The 23317-nt window shown below is 48.3% G+C and carries 21 protein-coding genes; 11 read left to right on the plus strand and 10 right to left on the minus strand.

Annotation, left to right across the window (positions count from 1 at the left end):
- Nucleotides 1-48: 48 nt before the first annotated feature.
- From ACO08K_RS15820 to aroB, 3 genes are all read right to left on the minus strand, one after another.
- The gene (locus ACO08K_RS15820; protein ID WP_421797375.1) at nucleotides 49-2070 is read right to left on the minus strand and encodes a peptidylprolyl isomerase; all 2022 of its coding nucleotides are present in this window, start codon (nucleotides 2068-2070) and stop codon (nucleotides 49-51) included.
- 139 nt (nucleotides 2071-2209) lie between these two features.
- Nucleotides 2210-4777, minus strand: a complete 2568-nt coding sequence (locus ACO08K_RS15825; protein ID WP_421797376.1) for a transglycosylase domain-containing protein — start codon at nucleotides 4775-4777, stop codon at nucleotides 2210-2212.
- Between the two features lie 39 nt (nucleotides 4778-4816).
- The gene (aroB, locus tag ACO08K_RS15830) at nucleotides 4817-5881 is read right to left on the minus strand and encodes a 3-dehydroquinate synthase (protein WP_421797377.1); all 1065 of its coding nucleotides are present in this window, start codon (nucleotides 5879-5881) and stop codon (nucleotides 4817-4819) included.
- Nucleotides 5882-6027: 146 nt separating this feature from the next.
- On the opposite strand from aroB, the gene paaE reads away from it, so the two are divergent.
- The 6 genes from paaE to ACO08K_RS15860 all read left to right on the plus strand — a co-directional run bounded on the left by paaE (nucleotide 6028) and on the right by ACO08K_RS15860 (nucleotide 10866).
- Nucleotides 6028-7092: a 1,2-phenylacetyl-CoA epoxidase subunit PaaE gene (gene paaE / locus ACO08K_RS15835; RefSeq protein ID WP_421797378.1), complete on the plus strand. Its 1065-nt coding sequence runs from the start codon at nucleotides 6028-6030 to the stop codon at nucleotides 7090-7092.
- Nucleotides 7093-7098: 6 nt separating this feature from the next.
- The gene (gene paaA, locus ACO08K_RS15840; RefSeq protein ID WP_421797379.1) at nucleotides 7099-8046 is read left to right on the plus strand and encodes a 1,2-phenylacetyl-CoA epoxidase subunit PaaA; all 948 of its coding nucleotides are present in this window, start codon (nucleotides 7099-7101) and stop codon (nucleotides 8044-8046) included.
- A gap of 67 nt (nucleotides 8047-8113) precedes the next feature.
- Complete coding sequence (paaB, locus tag ACO08K_RS15845) at nucleotides 8114-8398, plus strand: 1,2-phenylacetyl-CoA epoxidase subunit PaaB (protein ID WP_320028914.1); 285 nt, start codon at nucleotides 8114-8116, stop codon at nucleotides 8396-8398.
- Between the two features lie 51 nt (nucleotides 8399-8449).
- On the plus strand, nucleotides 8450-9232 hold the full coding sequence (gene paaC / locus ACO08K_RS15850; protein ID WP_421797380.1) for a 1,2-phenylacetyl-CoA epoxidase subunit PaaC: 783 nt from the start codon (nucleotides 8450-8452) through the stop codon (nucleotides 9230-9232).
- Nucleotide 9233: 1 nt separating this feature from the next.
- Entirely contained in the window at nucleotides 9234-9734 is a 501-nt protein-coding gene (paaD, locus tag ACO08K_RS15855; RefSeq protein WP_421797381.1) for a 1,2-phenylacetyl-CoA epoxidase subunit PaaD, read from the plus strand.
- 4 nt (nucleotides 9735-9738) lie between these two features.
- Nucleotides 9739-10866, plus strand: coding sequence for a 3-hydroxyacyl-CoA dehydrogenase NAD-binding domain-containing protein (locus tag ACO08K_RS15860; RefSeq protein WP_421797382.1), 1128 nt, complete (start codon nucleotides 9739-9741; stop codon nucleotides 10864-10866).
- Nucleotides 10867-10879: 13 nt separating this feature from the next.
- On the opposite strand, the gene ACO08K_RS15865 is transcribed toward ACO08K_RS15860, so the two are convergent.
- Together ACO08K_RS15865 and ACO08K_RS15870 are read right to left on the minus strand one after the other, a co-directional pair.
- On the minus strand, nucleotides 10880-11173 hold the full coding sequence (locus ACO08K_RS15865) for a putative quinol monooxygenase (RefSeq protein WP_421797383.1): 294 nt from the start codon (nucleotides 11171-11173) through the stop codon (nucleotides 10880-10882).
- A gap of 5 nt (nucleotides 11174-11178) precedes the next feature.
- The gene (locus ACO08K_RS15870; RefSeq protein ID WP_421797384.1) at nucleotides 11179-11949 is read right to left on the minus strand and encodes an SAM hydrolase/SAM-dependent halogenase family protein; all 771 of its coding nucleotides are present in this window, start codon (nucleotides 11947-11949) and stop codon (nucleotides 11179-11181) included.
- Nucleotides 11950-12145: 196 nt separating this feature from the next.
- Between ACO08K_RS15870 and ACO08K_RS15875 the strand changes: the two genes are divergently transcribed.
- From ACO08K_RS15875 to ACO08K_RS15885, 3 genes are all read left to right on the plus strand, one after another.
- Nucleotides 12146-13165 (plus strand): PhoH family protein, encoded by a 1020-nt coding sequence (locus ACO08K_RS15875; RefSeq protein ID WP_421797385.1) that lies wholly within the window; start codon nucleotides 12146-12148, stop codon nucleotides 13163-13165.
- A 62-nt stretch (nucleotides 13166-13227) separates the two neighbouring features.
- On the plus strand, nucleotides 13228-13635 hold the full coding sequence (locus tag ACO08K_RS15880) for an OsmC family protein (RefSeq protein ID WP_421797386.1): 408 nt from the start codon (nucleotides 13228-13230) through the stop codon (nucleotides 13633-13635).
- 126 nt (nucleotides 13636-13761) lie between these two features.
- Nucleotides 13762-15003 (plus strand): 3-phosphoshikimate 1-carboxyvinyltransferase, encoded by a 1242-nt coding sequence (locus ACO08K_RS15885; RefSeq protein WP_421797387.1) that lies wholly within the window; start codon nucleotides 13762-13764, stop codon nucleotides 15001-15003.
- A 125-nt stretch (nucleotides 15004-15128) separates the two neighbouring features.
- Here the strand turns inward: ACO08K_RS15885 and ACO08K_RS15890 are convergent, their stop codons facing one another.
- From ACO08K_RS15890 to ACO08K_RS15910, 5 genes are all read right to left on the minus strand, one after another.
- Nucleotides 15129-16682 (minus strand): YifB family Mg chelatase-like AAA ATPase, encoded by a 1554-nt coding sequence (locus tag ACO08K_RS15890; protein ID WP_421797388.1) that lies wholly within the window; start codon nucleotides 16680-16682, stop codon nucleotides 15129-15131.
- 290 nt (nucleotides 16683-16972) lie between these two features.
- Nucleotides 16973-18148 (minus strand): N-acetylglucosamine-6-phosphate deacetylase, encoded by a 1176-nt coding sequence (gene nagA, locus ACO08K_RS15895; protein ID WP_421797389.1) that lies wholly within the window; start codon nucleotides 18146-18148, stop codon nucleotides 16973-16975.
- A gap of 17 nt (nucleotides 18149-18165) precedes the next feature.
- Nucleotides 18166-20067, minus strand: a complete 1902-nt coding sequence (locus ACO08K_RS15900) for a DUF5050 domain-containing protein (RefSeq protein ID WP_421797390.1) — start codon at nucleotides 20065-20067, stop codon at nucleotides 18166-18168.
- A gap of 188 nt (nucleotides 20068-20255) precedes the next feature.
- On the minus strand, nucleotides 20256-20537 hold the full coding sequence (locus ACO08K_RS15905; protein ID WP_421797391.1) for a GNAT family N-acetyltransferase: 282 nt from the start codon (nucleotides 20535-20537) through the stop codon (nucleotides 20256-20258).
- Between the two features lie 103 nt (nucleotides 20538-20640).
- Entirely contained in the window at nucleotides 20641-21654 is a 1014-nt protein-coding gene (locus ACO08K_RS15910; RefSeq protein WP_421797392.1) for a LacI family DNA-binding transcriptional regulator, read from the minus strand.
- A 169-nt stretch (nucleotides 21655-21823) separates the two neighbouring features.
- On the opposite strand from ACO08K_RS15910, the gene ACO08K_RS15915 reads away from it, so the two are divergent.
- Complete coding sequence (locus ACO08K_RS15915; RefSeq protein WP_421797393.1) at nucleotides 21824-22258, plus strand: GlcG/HbpS family heme-binding protein; 435 nt, start codon at nucleotides 21824-21826, stop codon at nucleotides 22256-22258.
- Between the two features lie 37 nt (nucleotides 22259-22295).
- Nucleotides 22296-23291, plus strand: a complete 996-nt coding sequence (gene mgrA / locus ACO08K_RS15920) for an L-glyceraldehyde 3-phosphate reductase (RefSeq protein ID WP_421797394.1) — start codon at nucleotides 22296-22298, stop codon at nucleotides 23289-23291.
- Nucleotides 23292-23317 lie beyond the last annotated feature (26 nt).

Consider the following 23317-nt stretch of genomic DNA (forward strand, 5'->3'; position numbering starts at 1 on the left):
GGTTTCAAGTTCGTAGTTTTTTGGATTACACCCTGCAAACTTGTATCACTATTGAATGCTGATTTTATTGATCACATCGCCGACATGCAAGTCGTGGACCACACTCATGCCATCGATTACAGTGGCGAAGATAGTGTAATTTCCGTCAAGATGAGGTGCAGGGGAATGGGTGATGAAAAACTGTACACTTTCGGTATCCAGTCCAGCTGAGGCGAGGCCTACCAAGCCCTCGTTGTCATAACGCATAGGGGCGGGCACTTCGGTGCGCAAGGTAAAATCGAGGCTACCATAGCCGTCGCCCCGAGGGCAACCCCCCTGCGCGACAAAGTTGGGAACCACCCGATGGAAAGATTTGCCATTGTAATACCCTTTACGAGCCTGTTCCACAAACATGGCTACCGAACCGGGAGCGATCTCTGGCATCAACTGTACCCGAATCGTACCCTTGCTGGTGCTGATGATGGCCACCGGGCGTTCGCGCAAGTTAGCCAGGGTTTCCCAATTGATGGGGTGTTTCCTGGGGTCGGTTTTGCCAGGCTTGGGTTCTGGCTGGCCTTTCAGGAAGCTGATCGTTTTTTGTACTTCAAATTGGGTTTCAATGTCGCGGGGCAATTTGAGGCTTGCCAGCGCAGTATCCAAAAAGCCCACCTGGGCAAAATATTGTCCAAAATTGCGTTGAGGCACCCGCAGGGCTTCCGCAGCTACGGCAATTAAGCCCGGATCTTTACTCAGTGAGGCTTGTTTGAAAAAAATCGACAATTCCTTGCCTACTTTTCGCCAGCCCAGGCCAAAGAAACGTTCAAAATCGGGACGTGTGGCGATTTTTTTCAAACCATTCCAGGCGGCTATGCGCACTACCGGGCTTTTTACCGCAACAGCTTGTTGTTGGATGTAGCGGTAGTTCCAGCCAAATTCACTGAGTGCGTCCAGAAAGGCCGCTCTTTCTTCAGCAGTTTGACTCCGTTCGTAACGTCGGCGACACTGGAAATTCATCGTTTCCCGATAGTCAGCATACAAAGGTGGGAGCAAACGTTGGGCCGCAGCATACAAATTGGCTTGCACCGCCCAGTTGAGGGTAGAATCTTTGGCTAGCCGCCAGTAATAGGTGGCATCGCGGCCTTGTCCATAGGTCGCCAGGGTTTTGGCCGCAGTGGCAGCCACATGGCTATTGGGATCTCGCAAGGCATTAAACAGCGCAATCCGAGTAAGTTTGTAGTCCAGTTTTCCCAGAGCCTGCACAATGTTGATGCGCACCCGATAATCAGGCTCCTTGGGTAACCAGTGTGCCAGGGTATCTACTGCGTATGGCTTGTAGGTTTTGCCCAGACTGCTGGCCAAAGCCATCCGAATAAATGGGTTACTCGCCTTAGGAGCCAATGGTGCCAATTGGGACGCAAAAGTATCCAATCGTACGTTGGCCCTGGCTAAAAAATAAGCAGCAACGTAGTGAATGCGGGGTGTAAACTGTTTATTCAGGAGCATTTCCACCATACGTTTGGTGGCAGTGCTATCCGTAATGCCCCGGAGTCCAAAGCGGTAAATCCCCCAGGCCAGACCTTCTACCAGAATTGAATCACTAGGTTTGTAAGTGCTCACGGCACTCATTTGTTGCAGCGCTTTTTTGGATCCACATTTGCCAATGGCTTCCAAAATTGCAGCATTGACTTTCATGGAAGTACCGGTGCTGTCAAAACGATCGAAGCCTGCAATCAGCAAGGGTTCTGCCGCTTTGGCCTGAGTTTGCCCCAATGCATAGGCCACTGCATACCGTACATCGGGCGATTCATCTTTGAGCAATTCGCCCAACTGCTCTACAATTGTACTGTCTTTAATGGAGGCAAAAGCCATAGCCGCAGCGTAACGGTAGCTGGGATCTGCATCGCGCAAGTAAAAGAGCAAACTATCAACGTTGCGGGCGTCTTGCAATTGGTAAATTTCCTGGGCCGTAGCATCCTCAAAAATATTGGTACGTACTACAGCGGAAACTTTTTTATCAGAAGGAGGCGTACAAGCCTGCAGCCCCAAGAAAATCCCGATGAAAACAAAGTAAGCGATGCGTTGGTATGGCATTAGCGCGGTCATTTAATCCTTTGAGAAACACTAGTGTCCCGGGCATGAAGTAATGCTCGGGACACTAGTATGTTTTTGCAAAAGTAAAAAAAAAGGAATGCTTTTGGTGTTGCCTCAAAATTTGATTTAAAGACCCCGCTTAATTATTCAACTCATCCCCGAACTGATCTTCCTTACCAGCTCCTACGCCCGGATCATTCAAATTTAGACCACCCTGGGTGTATTTAGAACAGTCGAGTTCGATGCCCAAGTCTCCCGGAGGGCGATAAAAACGTTTGGAAGCATCGAAGCGCAAGTCTTTGGCACTTTCCAATTGGCGGATGAATTCTACGAAAAATGGCTTGGCCATCCGTGCCCCTTGACCATAGGTAGAAGAACGGAAGTGAACCCAACGATCTTCACCACCTACCCAGGTGCCAACCACCAGATTGGGCGTCATACCCATAAACCAGCCATCCACGAAGTCGTTGGTCGTACCAGTTTTACCACCCACATCACTTTTAACTCCACTGATATTGGCCGCATAACGCAATAGTTCGACCATTACATAGTTGGGGGCAGCCTGAATGGCTTGTTCCTCCCGTATCTCGGATTCGTAAATCACCTTACCATTTTTGTCCTCGATGCGCAAAACGGTGGTGGGGCGTACATAAAGGCCGTTATTGGCAAAGGTGGAAAATGCACCTGTCATTTCCATCACGCTCAAATCAGCAGCTCCAAGACAAATTGCCGGGCTTTTAGGCACTCGGTACTGCCCATTGGGGTAACGGGTACTGCTGTCGATGCCCATTGCATGCACCAGGGTGCGGATGGGTAGTGTACTCTTGAGTTCTTTGACCAGTTGGACTGATACCGAGTTTTTGGACTTGCGCAGCCCTTCTTTCAAATTGATCAAACGACCGGAATATTCATTGTTAAAGTTGCGGGGGGCCCACCGGCTGTACAAATTGAAATCCCCATCACCTGGTTCGATGGTCTGCTGGACATCGTAAACGGTGTAACAGGGGGAGAGTCGATTGAGCGCGATTGCCGCTGCATATACAAATGGCTTGAAGGTAGAACCTACCTGCCGGCTGATCCGGGTATGGTCGTATTGGAAATATTTGGAGTTGATACCGCCTACCCAGGCTTTGACGTAACCGCTGCGGGGTTCCACTGCCAAAATACCGGTTTGCAAAAACATGCGGTGGTATTTGATAGAGTCTAGCGGCGACATCACTGTGTCTTTTTCAAAATTGCGCCCGGGTTCATAGGTAAAAACTTTCATCCGCACGGGGCGACGAAAATCCCGTTTGACCACCTCTTGCAAACGCCGCCATTGGGTGAGCAATTGGGGGAAATCCTGATGGTTCATCACCTTGCGGTATTGGGCCGCCAGGTTGACCCCGATAATTTGTTCCTCTACCAACTGATTCAGATAGCCAGCTTTCTGATTTTCTTTTTCCATGCGGTCAATTTCACGATCGTCCTCATGGAAAAAACCTTCCCCAATCGCATCAGACTCAATGCGCCGGGTGATCTCGCCCAGGTACAAATCGCGCAGCACCTGGTAGCGATCTGTTGCCCGAATGTTGTTTTCTAGTGCAGCCTGGCGAGTAGGCACTTGGGGAATATTGGCGTCCGAACCTCCTTTGTAGTTCCAGGGGTCTTTTCCCCGCCATTCATTCCAGAAGGCTTTCTGCAAACTGGACATGTGTTTGATCATGGCTCTTTCGGCCAGCCTTTGTACTTCACCGTCGATGGTGGTATAAATTTTTAGACCATCCCGGTACAAATCATAGGGGGTACCATCGGAGCGTTTTTGGCATTCCTTACTGGCTAAAATCACCTTGAGGTCTTGGCGCAATTCCTCTCGGAAATAAGTAGCGATGCCATCGATATGGGATTTGCGGCGAAATTTGATACCCAGATCGGTTGTCCGCAATTCGTTGTAGCGGGTTTCGGTGAGTGAGCCATTTTTCACCATTTGGTTCAACACGATTTCCCGGCGTTTTTTACACAGCTCTGGCCGGCGGATTGGATTGAAGTAGGAAGGGTTTTGCAGCATCCCAATCAGCATGGCGGCTTCCTGAAGCTCCAGATTTTTGGGCGTTTTGCTAAAATAGGTATCGGCGGCAGCCTTGATGCCGTAGGCATTATTGACAAATTCTGCCTTGTTCAGGTACATCGACAAAATTTCCTCTTTGGTGTATTTTCGCTCCAAGCGTACCGCAATGATCCACTCCTTAAATTTTTGCATCACCCGCGCCAAACCAGAGCCTGGTTTTTGGGTAAACAACAATTTGGCCAGCTGTTGGGTAATGGTACTGGCACCCCCCGAACTGCGTTTTTGCAGCAATACCGTTTTGAACAATACCCGGCCTAAGGCTTCAAAGTCGATGCCAGCGTGCTCGTAATACCGTTTGTCTTCCGTAGCAATCAGCGCATGGACGAGGTATGGGGATAAAGAATCGTAGGTGATTGGAATACGGTTTTCAGCAGCATACACTCCTAACAATTCGCCATTGTCGGCCAAAATCTGGGTAGCTAACTCACTGCGCGGGTTCTCCAATTGCTGCAAGGAGGGCAAGTTGGTGAAAGACAACAGCACAAAAAACAAAAATCCAAAAAGCAACCCGTACAAGGTCAGTCGCCACATCCATTTTACGATGACTAAGTGGGTAGGATGGTTGGCTCCACTAAAAAGATATTCGATGATTGTGCGCATAAGCTTTGGCTAATATATACCCAAAGATACAAATTATTTTCAATGACTCAATTGCTGGTAATAGCGTAGGCTATCCATAATCTCAGGGGCTTCCGCATGGCAATTGATGTGCACCTGGCCGGGTGCACCAATCAGGGAAAAATTGATCTTTTGGCCTTCATTCTTTTTATCATTTCCCATTAAACGGAAATACGCTGAAAAATTTTCTTCGTGCAGGGTGTAATGGCCATAAATTTTGATAAAAAATGCGCTGATTTCTGCCAAATCCGCTGCTGTGAGGTACCCTTGTTGCTGAGACAACCAGGCTTCCGTAATCATCCCTATGGCGATGGCTTCACCGTGCAGCAAGGGGCGATCTGTTTCCAGTGCAAATCCTTCCACCGCATGACCGATGGTATGACCAAAGTTCAACGCCTTGCGCAAGCCTCGCTCAAAGGGATCTTCCTCAACCACGTGTTTTTTGATGAGCAAAGAGGGCACAATCAATTCTGCCCAATTGACTCCACTCAAATCGCTGATGTTTTTGATTTTATCCCATTGTTCCACATCTTGGATCAGGCCATGTTTGATGATCTCAGCAAACCCACTGCGGATCTCGCGGGCAGATAGGGTAGTCAAAAATGCCGGATCAACAAAAACCGCCTGCGGGTTACAGAATACCCCAATGCTGTTTTTGATCATGCCAAAATCAATGCCCAACTTGCCTCCGATCGATGCATCTACTTGGGAAAGTAAAGTGGTTGGGACTTGTACAAAATCCACACCTCTTTTGTAGGTACTCGCACAAAAGCCACCCATATCACCAATCACGCCACCTCCCAGATTGATGACCAAAGCTTTCCGATCTAGCCCAGCATCCAACATTTGTTGCCAGATGTGCTGACAAGTTCCGATGTGTTTGTGCTGCTCACCAGGCGGGATTTTGATCAGTAGGTAGTGCTGATTTCCTAAAGCAGCCGTTAAACGAGGCAGGCAATGCCGGGCCGTATTCTCATCCGCAATGACCAAAATCTGGCCGTATTTTTTCTGCGCCAAAAAATGCTGCCATCCCGTTTCAATCGGGCCAACGTAAATGTTGTAGTCGCTAAGGGCTATTGTTTGCATGTGCTTAAATGAAATTAAAAAAATAAAAGTAGGCCATTCTCTCATTTTCACACACCCAAGGGTCTTTTTTTTACCAAAAACAAAAACGTACTAACGTTTGTTAGTTTGTAAAATCCCTGTACTTTTGCTGCATTAGGAAAAGAACTATGAAATTTCATCCCTTAAAAGTCGCCGATATCCGCCGTGAGACCACTGATTGTATCTCCGTTGCCATACATATTCCTGCTGAACTACAGGAACAATTCCGATTTTCAGCAGGGCAATACCTGACTTTTAGGGTGAATCTCCAGGGCCAGGAAATCCGGCGCTCTTACTCCATATGCAGCAGTCCCTTGGAGCAGGAATGGCGGGTGGCCATCAAAAAAGTACCCGGAGGCCTGTTTTCCACCTTTGCCAATGAGCAATTAAAAGTGGGAGATACGATCGATGTGATGCCTCCAATGGGCAGATTTGGGCAGCAAATTGAAAGCCAGGATGCCCAAACCTATATCGCCTTTGCCGCAGGAAGTGGCATCACCCCTATCCTGTCTATCCTCAAAACAGCTCTAGCTAACCAGCCACAGAGCCGGTTCATTTTGCTTTACGGCAATCAAAACCGGCATTCCATCCTTTTTAAAGCGGAATTGGAAGCTTTGAAAAACCGTCACATGGGGCGGTTAAGCATTTACCACGTTTTGAGCCGGGAAATGGTAGATGCGCCCTTGTTCCACGGGCGAATCGATGCTGAAAAGTGTCGTTCTTTTTTACAAAAACTCATCCCTGTCGAGCGCATCGATCAATGTTTTATCTGCGGCCCGGAGGACATGATCCATACCGTAAAACAGACCTTGATTGAAGCAGCTTTTGATCCCCAAAAAATTCACTTTGAGTTATTTGGTGTAAAAAACAAAGCTCCAAAACCCACTCTTGACAACGAGATTAAAGGCCCTTTAAGTAAGGTCAAAATCCACCTGGACGGCGGCATCTTTGAAATCCCTGTTGCCTACGACGGGGAAAGTGTACTGGATGTGGCTTTGCGCAGTGGTGCTGATTTGCCATTCGCCTGCAAAGGTGGCGTTTGTTGCACTTGCCGGGCCAAGGTGTTGTCCGGAAATGTAAAAATGCAGGTCAATTATGCACTTGAAGCGGACGAGGTTGCAGCAGGATATGTCTTAACCTGTCAAAGCCATCCTCGTTCAGCACAAGTGACATTGGATTTTGATGCAAAATAAATGACTATGGTAGCTCATCCTGATTTACAAACCCAGTTCGACCTGCGGGTCGCCGAAGACCAACGCATCGAGCCCAGAGACTGGATGCCTGAGCCTTATCGGCGGACCCTGGTTCGGCAAATTTCCCAACATGCCCATTCGGAAATTGTGGGGATGCTGCCAGAGGGTAACTGGATCACTCGTGCGCCATCGCTACGGCGAAAAGCCGTACTCCTGGCTAAAGTTCAGGACGAAGCCGGGCATGGCCTTTACCTCTACAGTGCCGCCGAAACCCTGGGCACCAGCCGGGAACAAATGATCGATGACCTGCACAGTGGCAAGGCCAAATATTCCAGCATTTTTAATTACCCCACCCTCTCCTGGGCAGACATGGGGGCAATTGGTTGGTTGGTAGATGGGGCCGCCATTATGAATCAGGTGCCTTTGTGCCGTACCTCCTATGGCCCTTACGCCCGCGCGATGGTGCGGATTTGTAAGGAAGAAAGTTTTCATCAGCGCCAGGGCTACGAAATCATGATGACCCTCGCCAAGGGTTCAGAAGCGCAACGCGCCATGGCCCAGGATGCCCTCAACCGCTGGTGGTGGCCAGTACTGATGATGTTTGGGCCCAAGGACGATGAATCCCCCAATACAGCCTTATCGATGCAGTGGAAAATCAAACGTTTTACAAATGATGAACTCCGCCAAAAATTTGTCGATGTTACCGTTCCTCAAGCCGAATACCTCGGGCTGAGCATTCCTGATCCTGAATTAAAATGGAATGAAGGGCGAGGACACTACGATTTTGGCCCCATCAACTGGGATGAATTTTGGGAGGTAGTCAAAGGCAATGGGCCCTGTAATCGCCAACGACTCGAAGCCCGCCGCAAGGCGCACGAGGAAGGGGCGTGGGTGCGGGAGGCGGCTGCCGCTTATGCTAAAAAAAGAATGACGAATAATTCGAATGACGAATGACGAATTTGCCGGCTGCCTAAAATTCGTCATTCGTCATTCGAATTATTCGTCATTATAATCAGTAGACATGGACACACAATGGCCCCTCTGGGAAGTTTTCATCCGCAGCAAACAAGGACTTGACCACAAACACGTGGGGAGCCTGCATGCTGCCGATGCACAAATGGCAATGGAAAATGCCAGAGATGTGTATACCCGCCGCCGGGAAGGTGTGAGCATTTGGGTGGTGGAGTCGAAGCACATCCACGCATCGAACCCCGATGAGCAGGAAGCCTTTTTTGACCCGGCCGACGACAAGGCCTATCGGCACCCGACTTTTTACGAAGTACCCGATTCTCTTACCCATATTTAAGGGGCGATAAAAAAATAAGTGATCATTTTGTCCCACTACAAAAACTGGACTATGTTTGAGGCGAATCATTATCCTGAGGAAGTAAATGCGGCACTGAATGATTTTTTGCTGCGCATGGCGGACACCAGCCTGGTGCTGGGCCATCGCTTGTCAGAGTGGTGTGGACATGGGCCGATTCTGGAGCAGGACATTGCCTTATCCAATTTGGCACTTGACCTGATCGGGCAAGCGCGCAACTGGTACCAATTGGCCGCTGCACAACTCGGTCAGGGGCAAAGCGAAGACGATCTCGCTTACCTACGCGATGCAGGCGAGTACCGCAATGTTTTGTTGGTAGAACTGCCCAATGGCGATTTTGGGCAGACCGTGCTGCGTCAGTTTTTTTTCGATGCCTATCATTACCATTATTTGCAGGCCCTTACAGAATCGGGAGACGAAAACGTGGTCAACATCGCTGTTAAGTCCCTCAAAGAAGCAACCTATCACTTGAAATGGTCTTCGGAATGGGTAATCCGCCTGGGTGATGGCACCGAAGAGAGCCATCGGCGGGTGGAAAATGCACTGAACGAATTGTGGGAATTCACCGGAGAATTGACTACCCCAAATGCAACTGATCAGCTATTGACCATCATGGGCCTTGCTCCTGATTTGAGTTTGATTCGCCCTTTGTGGGAACAACAAGTCCAAACCGTTTTGACGGAAGCCACGCTTGAAATTCCAAAGCAAACCTGGATGCAAAAAGGTGGTAAAAACGGTGTACATACTGAGCATCTGGGCTATCTGTTGGCCGAAATGCAATTTTTACAACGGGCTTATCCCAATTGCCAATGGTGATATGGAAAACCAAATGCAAAACGATCACCACATCTGGCAAATCCTCGAATCCGTCCACGATCCGGAAATCCCCGTCCTGAGTGTAGTAGACCTGGGTGTAGTGCGCAGCATTGAACAAAATGAGACAGGTCTGGAAATCAAAATCACCCCTACCTACTCGGGCTGCCCAGCAATGGACACCATTGCGATGGACATCCGAACAGCTTTGGAACAAGCGGGATATACTGCAGTAAAAGTAAATCTGGTACTACAACCTGCCTGGACCACCGATTGGCTCTCCGAAGCAGGCAAACAAAAACTCCTGGCCTATGGCATTGCTCCCCCGGTTGAACCACTCAGCAGCACCAAAGCTTTGTTTGGTGCGGAGCCAATCGTATCTTGCCCACAGTGTGGCTCCCAACATACCACTATGCTGAGTCGCTTTGGTTCCACGGCCTGCAAGGCCTTGTACCGCTGCGAGGAATGCCTGGAGCCTTTCGATTATTTCAAATGCCTACGTTAGAAGAATGAAAATAGGAATTGTAGGAACTGGAACCATGGGCGCTGGGATTGCGCAAGTAGCAGCCCAAGCTGGACATGAAGTGTTTTTATACGACGCGCAACCCCAGGTTGGCCAACAAGCGCTGGCACGAATTGACCAGAGTTTACAGAAAGAAGTGGAGAAAGGCCGTTCCAGTGCCACTGCAGTGATGGCTACTTTGCAACGCATCGCCTGGGTGGATCAGTTGGAAAAATTCCGTCCCTGCGACTGGGTTGTCGAAGCCATTGTCGAAGATTTAGCCATCAAAAAAGAATTGTTCAGCCGTTTGGAAAAAGTGGTCAGTCCCAGCTGTCTTTTGGCCACCAATACTTCTTCCCTTTCGGTGAGTGCGATCGCCGCCAGCTGTGAGCATCCAGAACGAGTCTTGGGGATGCATTTTTTCAACCCGGTTCCTCTGATGCAATTGGTAGAGTTGGTTCCCGCTGTTCAGACGAATGAGCAATGGCTGGATTTGATAAAAAAAGAACTGGAGCGCTGGGGAAAATTGCCCGTTGTAGCCAAAGACACCCCGGGCTTCATCGTTAACCGCATTGCCCGGCCTTATTATACAGAGGCTTTACGCATCTTGGACGAAGGCATTGCCGATTGTGCGACCATTGATGCGGCTATGACTAGTTTGGGTGGATTTCGCATGGGGCCTTTTCAATTGATGGATTTCATTGGTCACGATGTGAATTTCAGGGTAACCGAGAGTTTGTACCAAAGCTGCTACCAAGAGCCACGTTATCGGCCATCGTTTACCCAAAAGCGTCTGTTTGAGGCGGGCTATTGGGGCAGAAAAACCGGTCGGGGCTTTTATGATTACAATCGAGGTATACCCAAGGCCAGTACCGATGAAGCTTTATTGCAACAAATTTTTGAGCGGATCCTGATGATGCTTTTTAATGAAGCAGCGGACGCATTGCACTGGAATATTGCTTCCCGGGAGGACATTGATTTGGCTATGATGAAAGGTATGAATTTTCCTAAAGGGCTTCTGGAATGGGCTGAAGAATGGGGCATTGCCCAGTGTGTACAATCAATGGATGATTTATTCGCCTATTACCATGAGGGACGGTATCGTTGTAGTGCGGGGCTTCGGCGGATGAAATAGGTTAGCCTAGATTTCACACCTCGGCCGCAACCCTCATGCTCCAGGCCTCTGGCTTTCCCGCAAACAAAACCTTCGTTTTGCTCCAGGTATTTTGAAACAAGTCAGAATGCCGATACGCTTCCAATGCCTCCGGGCTATCCCAGAGGCTAAAAGTGAACATTACTTCTGGCTGGTTCTCGAGGTGCAAAAGTTCCAGATGTTGGCAACCAGGGAAATTGCGGATCAGGTTTTTGCTGTCTTCAAAAATGGCCAGGAAGTCCGCAATGCGGTCCTTTTGGAAGGTCATTTTTACCATTCGTTTCAGCATAAAGTTTAGTTTTTAAAGTCAATCTGGATCGTATCTTCCAGTTTTAAACCCAGCATACTACTCGCTTTGCCCATGTTGATGGCCAATTCCAGGTATTCGGCAGAGTTGATCAGGCAGAGGGTTTCACCTACTGCGACATCAAAATAATTGCGACTCAATTTGAGGATAGGGTCATGGCGTTTGAAGTACAATTCAAATTCCCGGTTTTTGCCCACCCGTTCAAATAATTCCCGGCTGATGTTGCTGATTACATTTTCGTATTGGTCGATGTAAATGACCGCCCCACGGATGCGGTTGGGGCTGATCACGGGTTGAAAGGTGATGCGTTGGACCATATCCGTAATTGGCTCGGCGAATTCTTCCAATTTTTGACCTTGGGTTAGGTACCAAACCGTTTGAGCAAAGACATCTTTGATAGGGAAAACACTGGCCTCAGGCACGGGTAAGGAATAGATAGTCTCTTCCAATTGATCAAACAACAAGGCGAATAAGCCATTATCTGGTGCGATAAAATGATGGCCAGCGTGTTCCAGCCCTAAAAAGCGTTGTTCAGTACTTGCCAAATCATTGACCCCAATCAAATGAATACTGCCTTCGGGGAAATTTTTCCAGGTATTGCGCAAGATAAAAGCAGCCTGAACAATGTCGTAATTGTTGATGTTGTGCGACACATCCACAATCATCAGGTCGGGTTTCGCACACAACAGAGCACCTTTGACCAGTGCGGAGTAGTAGTCTTGCAAGCCAAAATCGGTGGTCAAAGTTACAATAGCCATCCTAGAGCGTTTTCCATTTATTTAGGCACAAAAATGATTTTATCCGGCCTTGAGTTAGTTCGATCGCTGCTAAAATCTTAATTTTACCCAAGATTTGAGCGAGTACGGGAACAAAAATATTGTTTCAAACCTTTGCTTGTATATAAATCCTTTTCCAAAACCTTTTTGCTCATACACTAAAACGACGGAGGGACTATTGAGCGAAATCATTTTAACCGTAGACGGCGTTGATCCACTGGAACTTTTCGGGGAAAACAACGCAAAACTGAACCTCTTACGCAAGGCATTTCCAGAAATCACCATTACCTCACGGGGTAATAACCTGAAACTGGCCGGCGAGAAGAAATTCACCCAGGCTGCCAAAGCCAAATTCGAAATGATGGTCAAGTTGCTCAAAGAGCAGCATGCCCTTTCGACACAAGCAGTAGAGGACTTATTGCTGGGGGAAAACCTGTGGGAAACCCGCTTGCCGGAGTCGGACAACAACCGCACTATCCTGCATACCCGCGATGGCAAACCCATCAGGGCAAAAACGGTGAACCAACGAAAGCTGGTTGAGGCTTCCGAGCACAATGATATCGTGTTTGCAGTTGGTCCTGCGGGTACGGGTAAAACCTATACTGCAGTTGCACTGGCTGTGCGAGCGCTCAAAAACCGCAAGGTCAAAAAGATCATCCTGACCCGCCCCGCAGTAGAAGCAGGGGAAAGCCTGGGCTTTTTGCCTGGTGATCTCAAGGAAAAAATCGATCCTTACCTGCGCCCGCTGTATGACGCGCTGGATGACATGATTGCACCGGACAAACTGGCGCAATTCATGACCAATCGCATCATCGAAATTGCCCCCTTGGCCTTTATGCGTGGGCGTACCCTCGACAATGCATTCATCATCCTGGACGAAGCCCAAAACTGCTCCACGCTCCAGCTCAAGATGTTCCTGACGCGCCTTGGGCCTAGTGCTCAATGCATCATAACGGGCGACTTGTCGCAGATCGATTTGCCTTTCAACCAAAAATCGGGTTTGTACCGGGCACTCCAGATTTTGCGCCATGTAGACGGCATTGCCGAAGTTGAACTTAACGCCGATGATGTGGTTCGCCACCGCCTGGTTAAGGAAATCATCAATGCCTATGAGAAATCAGACAAGGCGATGCGGGAAAAAGCCGAGCGGGAAGAAAAAGCGGCGCAGAAAGCACAACTACCCAGTGAAGAGGAATAACGATTGGACTTAACATGAGTCATCCCAAAAATTCCGGATGACTCATGTTAAAAAATAACAACATGACTTCAACAGTTACCTACTTGGGCGAGCTACGCACCACTGCCACCCACCTGGCCTCAAACAACAGCATCATCACCGACGCACCGGTGGACAACCACGGCAAAGGAGAAGCTTTTTCTCCAACCGACCTGGTCGCTACCGCACTGGCCAATTGCGCCCTCACGGTGATGGGCATTGGAGCTCGGGAGCGAGGAATTGATATGGACGGTGCACATGCCAGCATCACCAAACACATGGCCGCGAACCCTCGGCGCATTTCCAAAATCGAAATGACCATTACTTTTCCCGAGGGTAAAAGCTACGACGACAAACAAAAGCAAATTTTAGAGCAAATCGGCTACAATTGCCCCGTTGCCAAAAGTTTGCACCCCGACATAGAGCAGGCCATCACCTTCATCTGGCCCTAAGCCTAACCTGTTCAATGGCTTTAGCCATTAGAGTACTGCCAACCCACGGATTCATCCGTGGGAGGCTACACTTCGCCCCATCCCACGATTTTAATCGTGGGTGATGAGCAAGAACACCCAAGCATCATGTACGCTATACACAAAACCAACGCTACTTTATCTGGCGAAATCACCCTCGCTGGGTCCAAAAGCATCAGCAACCGCAGCCTCATCATCCGAGCCTTGTGCAGCGAAAATTTCCCCATCGCCTTACTGGCCAATGCCAAAGACACGGACCTTTTGCAAAGCCTGCTGGCTAGCAGCGACCCCATTCGGGATGCAGGCGCCGCAGGTACCACCTTCCGTTTCATGACTGCGTACCTGGCTACCCAACCCGGCACCCAAACCCTGACGGGTACCGAGCGGATGAAGCAACGTCCAATCGGAGTACTCGTAGATGCCTTACGGACCTTAGGCGCTCATATCGAATACCTGGAGAAGGAAGGTTACCCGCCTTTGCTGATTGGTCCGCCGGACAATTTCGGCATCAATAACAAAGTGCAAATTTCGGCGGGCACCAGCAGCCAATACATCTCTGCCCTATTGATGATTGCACCTACTTTACCCAATGGCCTGGAGCTGGAATTGGTGGGTAAAATTGTATCCCGGCCCTACATCGAGATGACTTTGGCACAAATGGCTTATTTCGGGGTAGCACATGAATGGGACGGGCAGTTCATTTGGGTGGCACCCCAGCAATACCAGGCACGGCCATTTGTGGTCGAAGCCGACTGGTCAGCAGCTTCGTACTATTACATCATGGCTGCTTTTGCCAAGGAAGTGGATTTACAGCTCAATGGCTTGTTTGCGGAAAGTTTGCAAGGGGATTCAGCGTTGACGGAGATCATGTCACAGCTGGGGGTAAAAACAACCTTTAACGACAAAGGCATTCACTTGAGCAAAAGTGGCCAACCGCTCCCGGCCGTTTTTGAATACGACTTTTTATTGTGCCCCGATTTGGCTCAATCCATTGCGGTGGTATGTGCTGGCTTGGGCGTAACTGGCCGCTTTACCGGACTGGAAACACTACGGATCAAAGAAACAGATCGAATTGCTGCCCTGGATCAGGAATTGGCAAAAGTGGGGGTTAAAGTGATTGAAGAAGGGGTGGCCAATGATGGCAAGGAATATTTTCGCATTGAAGGGAAGGCTCAGATACCTAATCCTGCACCGGAATTTGCAACCTATGAAGACCACCGGATGGCCATGGCCTTTGCTCCACTGGCTTATTTTGGGGAAATAAAAATCCATGAGCCAGAAGTGGTGGTGAAGTCGTACCCCGATTTCTGGAGGGATTTGAAACAAGTAGGTTTTGAAATAATTGAATAAATTCTTGTACTATCTTCTGAGGTGAACCCTTTGGTGCCTTAGGTTTCTTAGGTGGTGAAAAAGAAATTATTTTACCACCTAAGAAACCTAAGGCACCAAAGGGTTCACCTCAGAAGATTGCCTAATTACCCCGCCCAACTTTCCCGATCCAAACTCCGGAAATGAATCGCCTCCGCCAGATGTTCAATCAAAATTTTTTCGGAGCCCGCCAGGTCTGCCGCGGTGCGCGCCACTTTCAAAATCCGGTCATAAGCCCGCGCCGAAAGTTGTAGTTTTTCCATCGCCTTTTTCACCAAAATTTGCCCTGCAGGATCAATCTTACATACCTCTTGCACCATCCGACCCGGCATTTGGGCATTGCTATGGATGTTCATCCCCACAAAACGTTGAGCCTGAATTTCGCGGGCTGATACCACCCGGGCAGCAATGTCTTTGCTGGTTTCGGTAGGGCGTTCGTCACTGGCCAGTTCATCGTAACTGACGGGCGTAACCTCCACGTGCAAGTCAATCCGATCCAGCAAGGGGCCGGAGATTTTGGTCAAATAGCGTTTCACTACACCGGGGCCACAAACACACTCTTTATCCGGGTGATTGTAATACCCACAAGGGCAGGGGTTCATGGAAGAAACCAGCATGAAACTGGAAGGGTAATCCACCGAACTTTTGGCACGGGAAATGGTGACTCGCCGCTCTTCCATGGGCTGGCGCATGACTTCCAAAACGCTGCGCTTAAACTCGGGCAATTCGTCCAAAAAAAGCACCCCATTGTGTGCCAAAGAAATTTCTCCTGGCATCGGGTTTGACCCTCCACCCACGAGTGCCACATCGCTGATGGTATGATGCGGTGAACGAAAGGGGCGGGTGGTTACCAGCGCAGCGTTGCTGGCCAGCACACCCGCGACCGAATGAATTTTGGTTGTTTCCAGGGCCTCCTGCAAACTCAGCGGTGGCAGAATGGTTGGCAAACGCCGGGCCAACATGGTTTTTCCTGCCCCCGGAGGCCCGATCAAAATGACATTGTGGCCTCCTGCTGCGGCAATTTCCAGGGCACGTTTGATGTTTTGCTGGCCTTTAACATCCGAAAAATCTACTTCGTAATTGCTGAGATTGTCGAAGAACTCATCCCGGGTTTCTACCACCACTGGCTCCAAACTGGAATGCCCATTCAAAATATCGGTGGCTTCTTCCAGGTTTTCCACACCGTATACTTCAATGTCATTGACAATGGCAGCTTCTCGGGCGTTTTGTTTGGGCAAAATGATGCCTCGGTATTTTTCCTTGCGGGCTTGAATGGCAATGGGCAAAGCGCCTTTGATAGGTCTTAACAAACCATCCAAAGACAATTCGCCCATGATGATGAACTCTCCCAGACGGTCTCCGTTGATTTGCCCACTGGCCGCCAAAACGCCCATGGCGATGGGCAGGTCGTAGGCAGAGCCCTCTTTGCGGATATCGGCAGGGGCCAGGTTTACGACGGTTTTCGCCCGGGGCATGCGGTAACCCCTGCAAAAAATGGCGGCTTCAATGCGCTGAAATCCTTCACGAATGGCACTATCGGGCAAACCCACTAAATGGTAATAATTGGTGCCGACTACGGGCTGCCCGCCCGAATTCACTTCCACTGTAATGGTGCGGGCGTCCACTCCATGAACCGCACTGGCAAATGCTTTGACCAACATGTTTTAAGGCATAAATAAGTGATGGCTCAACAGGTGATTAATCCATTGAACAAATGCTGTTTCAAAAAAAGGTGTGGAAATTGTCATAAAGCCGATGGGTTGATCCATTGGCCAAAGGTAAGGCAGTGGTAAAAATAAACCTTTTTTCGATTTGGTCAAAAAATTATTTGGGCCCTGACAAAATCGGGGTAGCGTACCGTAGAGACGCACGGCCGTGCGTCTCTACAACCCGGCATCATCCATCATTTTGAGTTGCGCGATTTTGTCAGGCGCTCAAATAATTTGCTAGCTTACAATCCACCAGCCACCACAGTTCCTTCCACCAAGGCCAACTGAACATTCAAGTCTTGGTCCAAGACCAATACATCCGCGTCTTTGCCCACTTCCAGCGAGCCCTTTTGTTGATCCAAACCAATGGCTTTGGCTGGATTGAGCGAAGCCATGTGCAGCGCCTCCTGTAAGGTAGCACTGGTGTATTCCACAAACAGCTGCACTGCCCGATTCATGGTCAAACGACTGCCTGATAAGGTACCATCTGGCAAAAAACAGGCGCGATCGGTCACATTAACCAGTCGATCAAAAAAGTAAAACTCCTTAATATCGGTGCCAGCAGGCAACAAAGAATCAGTAACCAGGCAAATCTTGTTGGGGCCTTTTGCCTGATAGGCCAGTTCCAAACCAGCAGGATGTACATGCACACCATCGGGAATGATCTGCACCATGGCCGATTGTTCGGTCAAAAATGCGCCTGCACCACCGGGTGCCCGGTGCCCAAAACCATTCATGGCATTGAACAGGTGAGTGCAAATGTGCATACCCTTGCGAATCCAGTGGGTAGCAGTATCGTAATCAGCCGCAGAGTGGCCAAAACTGGCGACTACTCCCTGTTGCCAAACGTATTCAATCAATGCCGCAGCACCTGGTAGCTCGGGGGCAATGGTCATCAGTTTTATCCTTCCTCCACTTGAATCTTGTAGAGGTTGGAACAGCTCAATACTGGGCGTTTGAAGCCATTCCAGTTTGTGTGCGCCCCGCCGTTCGGGGGCTAAAAAACAACTTTCGAGGTGAACACCCAAAACTTTTGCACCTTTGGTTTGAGCCGGGCTTTTTTGCGCAGCCTCATCAACCGCCCGCAGGGCTTGATGCAACAAGGGAATTTCAGCCGTGACGGTAGAAACCAACATCCCCGTGGTGCCGTATTGGGCGTGGGTATGTAAAACGGTTTCTACCGACGCGGGATCAGCGTCCAATACTGAAGCCCCACCCCCTCCGTAGATGTGCAAATCGATAAACCCCGGGGAGATAATCTGCCCTTTTACATCAATAACCCTCGTGTCGGGGCTAATCTGCTGGAAAGGCTCGGCCGAAATGGCCTTGATGCGGCCGTTTTCCAGCCAGATATGGCCGCCCTGGATGATTTGATGGGCTTGGTAGATGGTGCCGTTGCTGAGGATAAGGGAGCTCATATTGGACTGTTTGGCGTTTATTCGTCAGTATATTTGTAAAGTTTTTCCACCGAAATTTGACCGTCTTTATGTCTAACAGTCAAATAATAGATGCCAGCAGGCAATCTAGCACAAGTGATGGAGGTTGCGCCATCCAAAGTTACTTTTTGTTGCAAACTTTGACGGCCTAATTGATCAAAAAGAACCAACTCGTCACCAGCTTTAAGCCCTTGGACCTGAAAACTTGCACTAAATGGATTAGGATATATTTTGAGTGTACCAACCTTATTCGGATTTTTTGTGGGTACGATGAAGCTGGAATTAAACACCTGGATTCCAGCGGGGGAGCTCAAACCAGAGGATTTGTCGGCAAGTTTGGTAATATTGCTCCCATCCAAGTTGGTACGATAAAGGATGCCAGAACCGTCATCAGTCCAGTACAAATGCCCCTTGGAATTGTCAATCCAAATCCCTTCTACACGGTCAAAAACAGTTGGCCTAACCAATACTGTATCCACCTTCCCACTATCAATGGGGACCCTTTTGATTCTAGGAGTGCTTCGCTCAGCAAAGTAGAGGTAACCACCAGTTTTATCTAGTGCCAAACCTATCGGGGTACTCAAATTTTGAGCCAGCGTTTTTTGCTGACCTCCGCTCAGATTGGCCCGCATCACTTTTTGTGTTCCCCAATCTGACCAAAACAAATAGCCCCTTTCAACATCTAGTGCCAGATCAGCAGGGTTGGAAGCTCCGCTCACGATCTTTTCTACATTGGTACCATTAAGGTTCGAACGATACAACCCTGAATTTTCTCTATCTGTCCAGTACAGTTTTTTGTTTTTTAAATCAAGACCGATTCCAAATGGCCTTTTCACCGTACTGGAAGGAATAATCACTTGCTGTTGGCTTCCATCCAATTTTGCTTTTCTAATTGAAGTAGAAGAGGAGCGGTCTTCTGAAAAACTACTGTGCTGGTTAACCCAATAAATCCATTTGTCTACAGTGTCAATGGCAAATCTGGTGGGTTGATAAACGGGGGTTGTTGCCAATACTTTGCGGTTACTTCCATTCAGATCAGCGGTGTACAGGTAGTCACCATAAGCCAAATCCAACCAACACAACTTATTCCCCAAGAGGGTTATACCTGTAGGCGAGGAGCTTATGCCAGCCAGTTTTACCCGCCCGGTGCCGTCGGTATTGATGGAGAATATTTCATCAAAGGTGTCGTAAGTGCAATACAGTTTAGCGCTATCGCTGGAAAATGAAAATCCACCCACAAAAGCATCGATAACATTTACCTTATTGCTTCCATCTGGATTTGCTTTACGCACTCCAGAACAAATTGAAGCCCCGCAATACTCACGCCAGTAGAGCTTTTTTTCACGGGGATGGTAAATGAGGTTATTGGCACTGGCCAAATCGCTTAAGATGGCTACCCCTCCCTTCCCGTTGGCGTTTTGTTTGAGGATTTTGCTATTTGAAATAGTACTCCAATAGACCAAACCGTTGATGACTACAACATCTCGGGCATCGGAAACTGCGGTTACGATGTTTTCCATTTGAGTGCCATCCGTATTCATTCTTAAGATGGAAGTTCCCTGAATGAAGTAGAGCTTGTTTTGATTGAAGGTTATACCCTGGAGTTTATCAGTGCTTTTGTACACCAATTCTGGGACACCACCACTTAGTCCGATGCGCCAAATAGCGTTGCCACCAGATTCAGACCAATACAGTTTTTGCTCACTTACGTTGGTTTCCAAATCAAGAGGAATCTGACGGCCCAAAATCTTTTCAATTTTGGTGCCATCGGCATTTGCTTTGGAAATGTTGCCAGCCAGATCTGACCAAATAAGTTTAGACTGGCAGTGAAGGCTAAAGGGCAATAAGGTCAATAGATATAAAGCCCATTTTACTGAAGATGAGGAATGTTTAATTTGCATAAATCTTTGTTTTTACCACAATATACAGGCGGCTCAAAAAGAAATATGACTATGCTGTGTTAAATTTAGGGGAATGTCAAAATTTTTGCTTTTATTTAAGTTAGCGGTAAAATCAAAAAGCAATACTACCCACATCTGTACGATTCGTGTGTAGATGAAATCAATAAATTTTGGCGATTTTTTAGTAGTTACAGCACATCCCGAAATTCCGGCGTCCGATCAAATACACTCTTTGCAAATGGGCAGAGTGGTAGGATCTTGATGTGCTTTTCGCGGGCATAATCAACCGCTGCGCTGACCATTTGTTTGCCGTAGCCCTTGCCTTCGTTGCCGGGTTGTACTTCGGTGTGGTCAATGATGATGCGTTCGGGGCCAGCGAATACAAAGGTCATTTGGGCCTGGATCATGCCTTGGTCTTCGATGTAGAAGTAGCCGTTTTTTTCGGTGAGGTGGAGTTGGACGTTTGCCATTGGGTGTCTGAAATTTAAAGTTTAGGTAACCAATTTTACACAATTCCTATCACAACTTACGAGTTAATCAGCTAATTCTTAGTAGTGGGGCAAAAATGAACATTCATTTTTTATCGCCCTTAGTAGAATTTCTTTCCACCAATGTAGAATTCAATACTCGTTTTTCAATTTGCCCCTTCTGCCCTTTTTTTTCCACCAAATCAAACAGGATTGCCGCTGCTTCCCGACCAATTTCATAAGCAGGTTGGGTGATGGTGCTGAGGGATGGATTTAAAAAGGCGGCGGTTTGCATGTTCGAAAAGCAGATCACTTTCAAATCCTGGGGGATTTGCAAGTTTAGCTCTTCACAAACCGCATAGGTCGAAATCGCCAGTTTTTCTACCGAGGCAAATATCCCATCAGGCCGCTTCGGACTACTGAACAAGTGTCGAATCAGGTCATTATTTTTGTTGTCATCACCAGTGCAATACAAAATCAGGCCTTCATCCAGTGCGATGTTGTGCTTTTTTAAGGCGTCCAGATAACCATTCATCCTTTTGTTGCTGATCGACAAATTGGGTGCTATGGTCAAAAAAGCGATGCGTTTGCAGCCATTTTTAAGCAAGTGTTCGGTTGCTTTGATACCACAGTTGTAATCATCTGTGGTTACTTTAGGCGCGTCCATCTGCTCGGCAATGCGGTCAAAAAAAACCAGCGGTATCCCCTTTTCTTGTAAGGCTTCCAGGTGGGAAGTGCCAGAAGTTTGTTCTGACAAGGACATCATGATTCCATCCACCCGTCCGTTTTGCAGCAGTTTGGTGATGGCTACTTCTTTTTGCATGTCCTCGTGGGTCAGGTAAATCAACACATGGTACTCTTTTTCCTGAGCAATCGATTCGATGCCATTGATGACCGGGCCAAAAAAGTCGTTGACTACCTCTGGAATGACCACGGCGATGGTTTTGCTTTTTTGCTTGCGCAAACTGCTGGCGAGCGGATTGACCTGGTAATTCAATGATTTTGCCTTGGCCAGTACCCGATTTTTGGTTTCAATACTAATTTCATGGCTATCGCGCAGTGCTTTTGACACCGTCGAAAAAGACAAGTTCAGCTCTTTGGCAAGTTCTTTCAGCGTCATGGTCTAGGATTGATGGGCATTCCAAAGGTAGGTAAGATTTGGGTAATTTGTTGAGGAGCTCCTACAACGTTGTCGCAAATAAATCCCGGTCAAAATGCTGAGGGCATGTCGTTTTTCTTGAAATTTACAGCAGCAGTAGCAATAAAAAACCTAAAATCAAACGCAAGTCATGGCTGAAATCATCAATCAATTATTTTCGGCAATCGAAACCCTGATTCCCCAGTACATGGAAATCCCCGAGGATGAATGTATTTCGCACGGGAACCTGGCGGTCTGTATCATTGATGGAGCTGGACTTGTACACGGGCGAATGTACGGTACCAATCGCCCCAGACTTCGGCAATCGTACAAAGTGGCCTGGACCAAAGCCAGCCAGGTTTGGCTTACGGGCGTAAAAACGGGGGCTTACGAAAAGATGGTCTTCAACAAGGAGGTCGACGAAAATGCCAATGGGATTGAAGCTCCCGACCTGATTGGTTGGGAAGGAGGGCAACCACTGACCTTGCAAAATGGAAGTACCCTCGCGGTTGGCTTCAGCGGTTTCAGAGGCGTGACCGATTTGGAAATAATGGTAAAAGCGCTTGCAATGGTTGAACAAGCCTAGCAGTGGTTTTGATTTTAATACTCAAAATGAATTCATTATGCAATATTTGCCAAGTCCCCAACGGTACCAATCTATGGAATACCGCCGCTGTGGCAACAGTGGATTAAAACTGCCAGCCATTTCGCTTGGCCTGTGGCACAACTTTGGCCACATCGATGTTCTGGACAATGCCCGCAATATTTTGAAAGTTGCCTTTGACAATGGCATTACCCATTTTGATTTGGCCAACAATTATGGCCCACCACCGGGGTCAGCAGAAGAGAATTTCGGCAAAATTTTCAAGGATAATTTTGTCCCTTACCGGGATGAACTGATCATTTCCAGCAAGGCTGGCTGGGGCATGTGGCCTGGGCCTTATGGCGATTGGGGCTCCAAAAAATACCTCGTCGCCAGTCTGGATCAGAGCCTAAAAAGAATGGGCCTGGATTATGTGGATATTTTTTACCACCACCGTCCTGACCCCGAAACACCGCTGGAAGAAACCATGGCTACCCTTGATTTGATGGTTCGCCAGGGCAAAGCCTTGTATGTAGGCATTTCGAGCTATAAACCAGCCGAAGCAGCCCAAGCTTTTAAAATCCTGAAAGAACTGGGTACCCCTTGTTTGATTCACCAACCCAGGTATTCCATGTTCGACCGTTGGGTGGAAGATGGTTTGTTGGATGTACTGGAGGAAAACGGCGTAGGCTGTATCCCCTTTTCACCTCTGGAACAAGGCCTTCTGACCAATAAATATTTGAAAGGGATTCCCGCTGATTCCAGAGCGTCCAGCCACCGGGGCAATGGTGCCATTGAAGAAGATTTTGTTTCTGAAGACAAAATCAATAAAGTCCGCGAACTGAATGTGCTAGCCGAAGCGCGTGGGCAAAACCTGGCTCAAATGGCGCTGGCTTGGATCATGAAAGATCCCCGCATCACCTCGGTGCTGATTGGCGCCAGCAAACCCGCCCAGGTACTAGATTCCATCGGCTGCCTCGCCAATTATGCTTTCAGCGAGGAAGAATTGAAGCGGATCAACACCATTTTGCAATAATCTTTTTATCAGATCAAAATACCGCA

This window comes from Haliscomenobacter sp. (genome assembly GCF_965225875.1).
Taxonomy (GTDB): Bacteria; Bacteroidota; Bacteroidia; order Chitinophagales; family Saprospiraceae; genus Haliscomenobacter.

Bases quoted from the DNA above. Each gene is read 5' to 3' on its own strand.
- aroB (WP_421797377.1), bottom strand. From the start codon at position 5,881: ATGCAAACAATAGCCCTTAGCGACTACAACATTTACGTTGGCCCGATT.
- ACO08K_RS15900 (WP_421797390.1), bottom strand. From the start codon at position 20,067: ATGCAAATTAAACATTCCTCATCTTCAGTAAAATGGGCTTTATATCTA.
- ACO08K_RS15915 (WP_421797393.1), top strand. From the start codon at position 21,824: ATGGCTGAAATCATCAATCAATTATTTTCGGCAATCGAAACCCTGATT.
- ACO08K_RS15905 (WP_421797391.1), bottom strand. From the start codon at position 20,537: ATGGCAAACGTCCAACTCCACCTCACCGAAAAAAACGGCTACTTCTAC.
- ACO08K_RS15825 (WP_421797376.1), bottom strand. From the start codon at position 4,777: ATGCGCACAATCATCGAATATCTTTTTAGTGGAGCCAACCATCCTACC.
- ACO08K_RS15870 (WP_421797384.1), bottom strand. From the start codon at position 11,949: ATGGCTATTGTAACTTTGACCACCGATTTTGGCTTGCAAGACTACTAC.
- paaE (WP_421797378.1), top strand. From the start codon at position 6,028: ATGAAATTTCATCCCTTAAAAGTCGCCGATATCCGCCGTGAGACCACT.
- paaD (WP_421797381.1), top strand. From the start codon at position 9,234: ATGGAAAACCAAATGCAAAACGATCACCACATCTGGCAAATCCTCGAA.
- nagA (WP_421797389.1), bottom strand. From the start codon at position 18,148: ATGAGCTCCCTTATCCTCAGCAACGGCACCATCTACCAAGCCCATCAA.
- paaA (WP_421797379.1), top strand. From the start codon at position 7,099: ATGGTAGCTCATCCTGATTTACAAACCCAGTTCGACCTGCGGGTCGCC.
- paaC (WP_421797380.1), top strand. From the start codon at position 8,450: ATGTTTGAGGCGAATCATTATCCTGAGGAAGTAAATGCGGCACTGAAT.
- ACO08K_RS15890 (WP_421797388.1), bottom strand. From the start codon at position 16,682: ATGTTGGTCAAAGCATTTGCCAGTGCGGTTCATGGAGTGGACGCCCGC.
- ACO08K_RS15820 (WP_421797375.1), bottom strand. From the start codon at position 2,070: ATGCCATACCAACGCATCGCTTACTTTGTTTTCATCGGGATTTTCTTG.
- ACO08K_RS15885 (WP_421797387.1), top strand. From the start codon at position 13,762: ATGTACGCTATACACAAAACCAACGCTACTTTATCTGGCGAAATCACC.
- ACO08K_RS15865 (WP_421797383.1), bottom strand. From the start codon at position 11,173: ATGCTGAAACGAATGGTAAAAATGACCTTCCAAAAGGACCGCATTGCG.
- mgrA (WP_421797394.1), top strand. From the start codon at position 22,296: ATGCAATATTTGCCAAGTCCCCAACGGTACCAATCTATGGAATACCGC.
- ACO08K_RS15910 (WP_421797392.1), bottom strand. From the start codon at position 21,654: ATGACGCTGAAAGAACTTGCCAAAGAGCTGAACTTGTCTTTTTCGACG.
- ACO08K_RS15860 (WP_421797382.1), top strand. From the start codon at position 9,739: ATGAAAATAGGAATTGTAGGAACTGGAACCATGGGCGCTGGGATTGCG.
- ACO08K_RS15880 (WP_421797386.1), top strand. From the start codon at position 13,228: ATGACTTCAACAGTTACCTACTTGGGCGAGCTACGCACCACTGCCACC.
- paaB (WP_320028914.1), top strand. From the start codon at position 8,114: ATGGACACACAATGGCCCCTCTGGGAAGTTTTCATCCGCAGCAAACAA.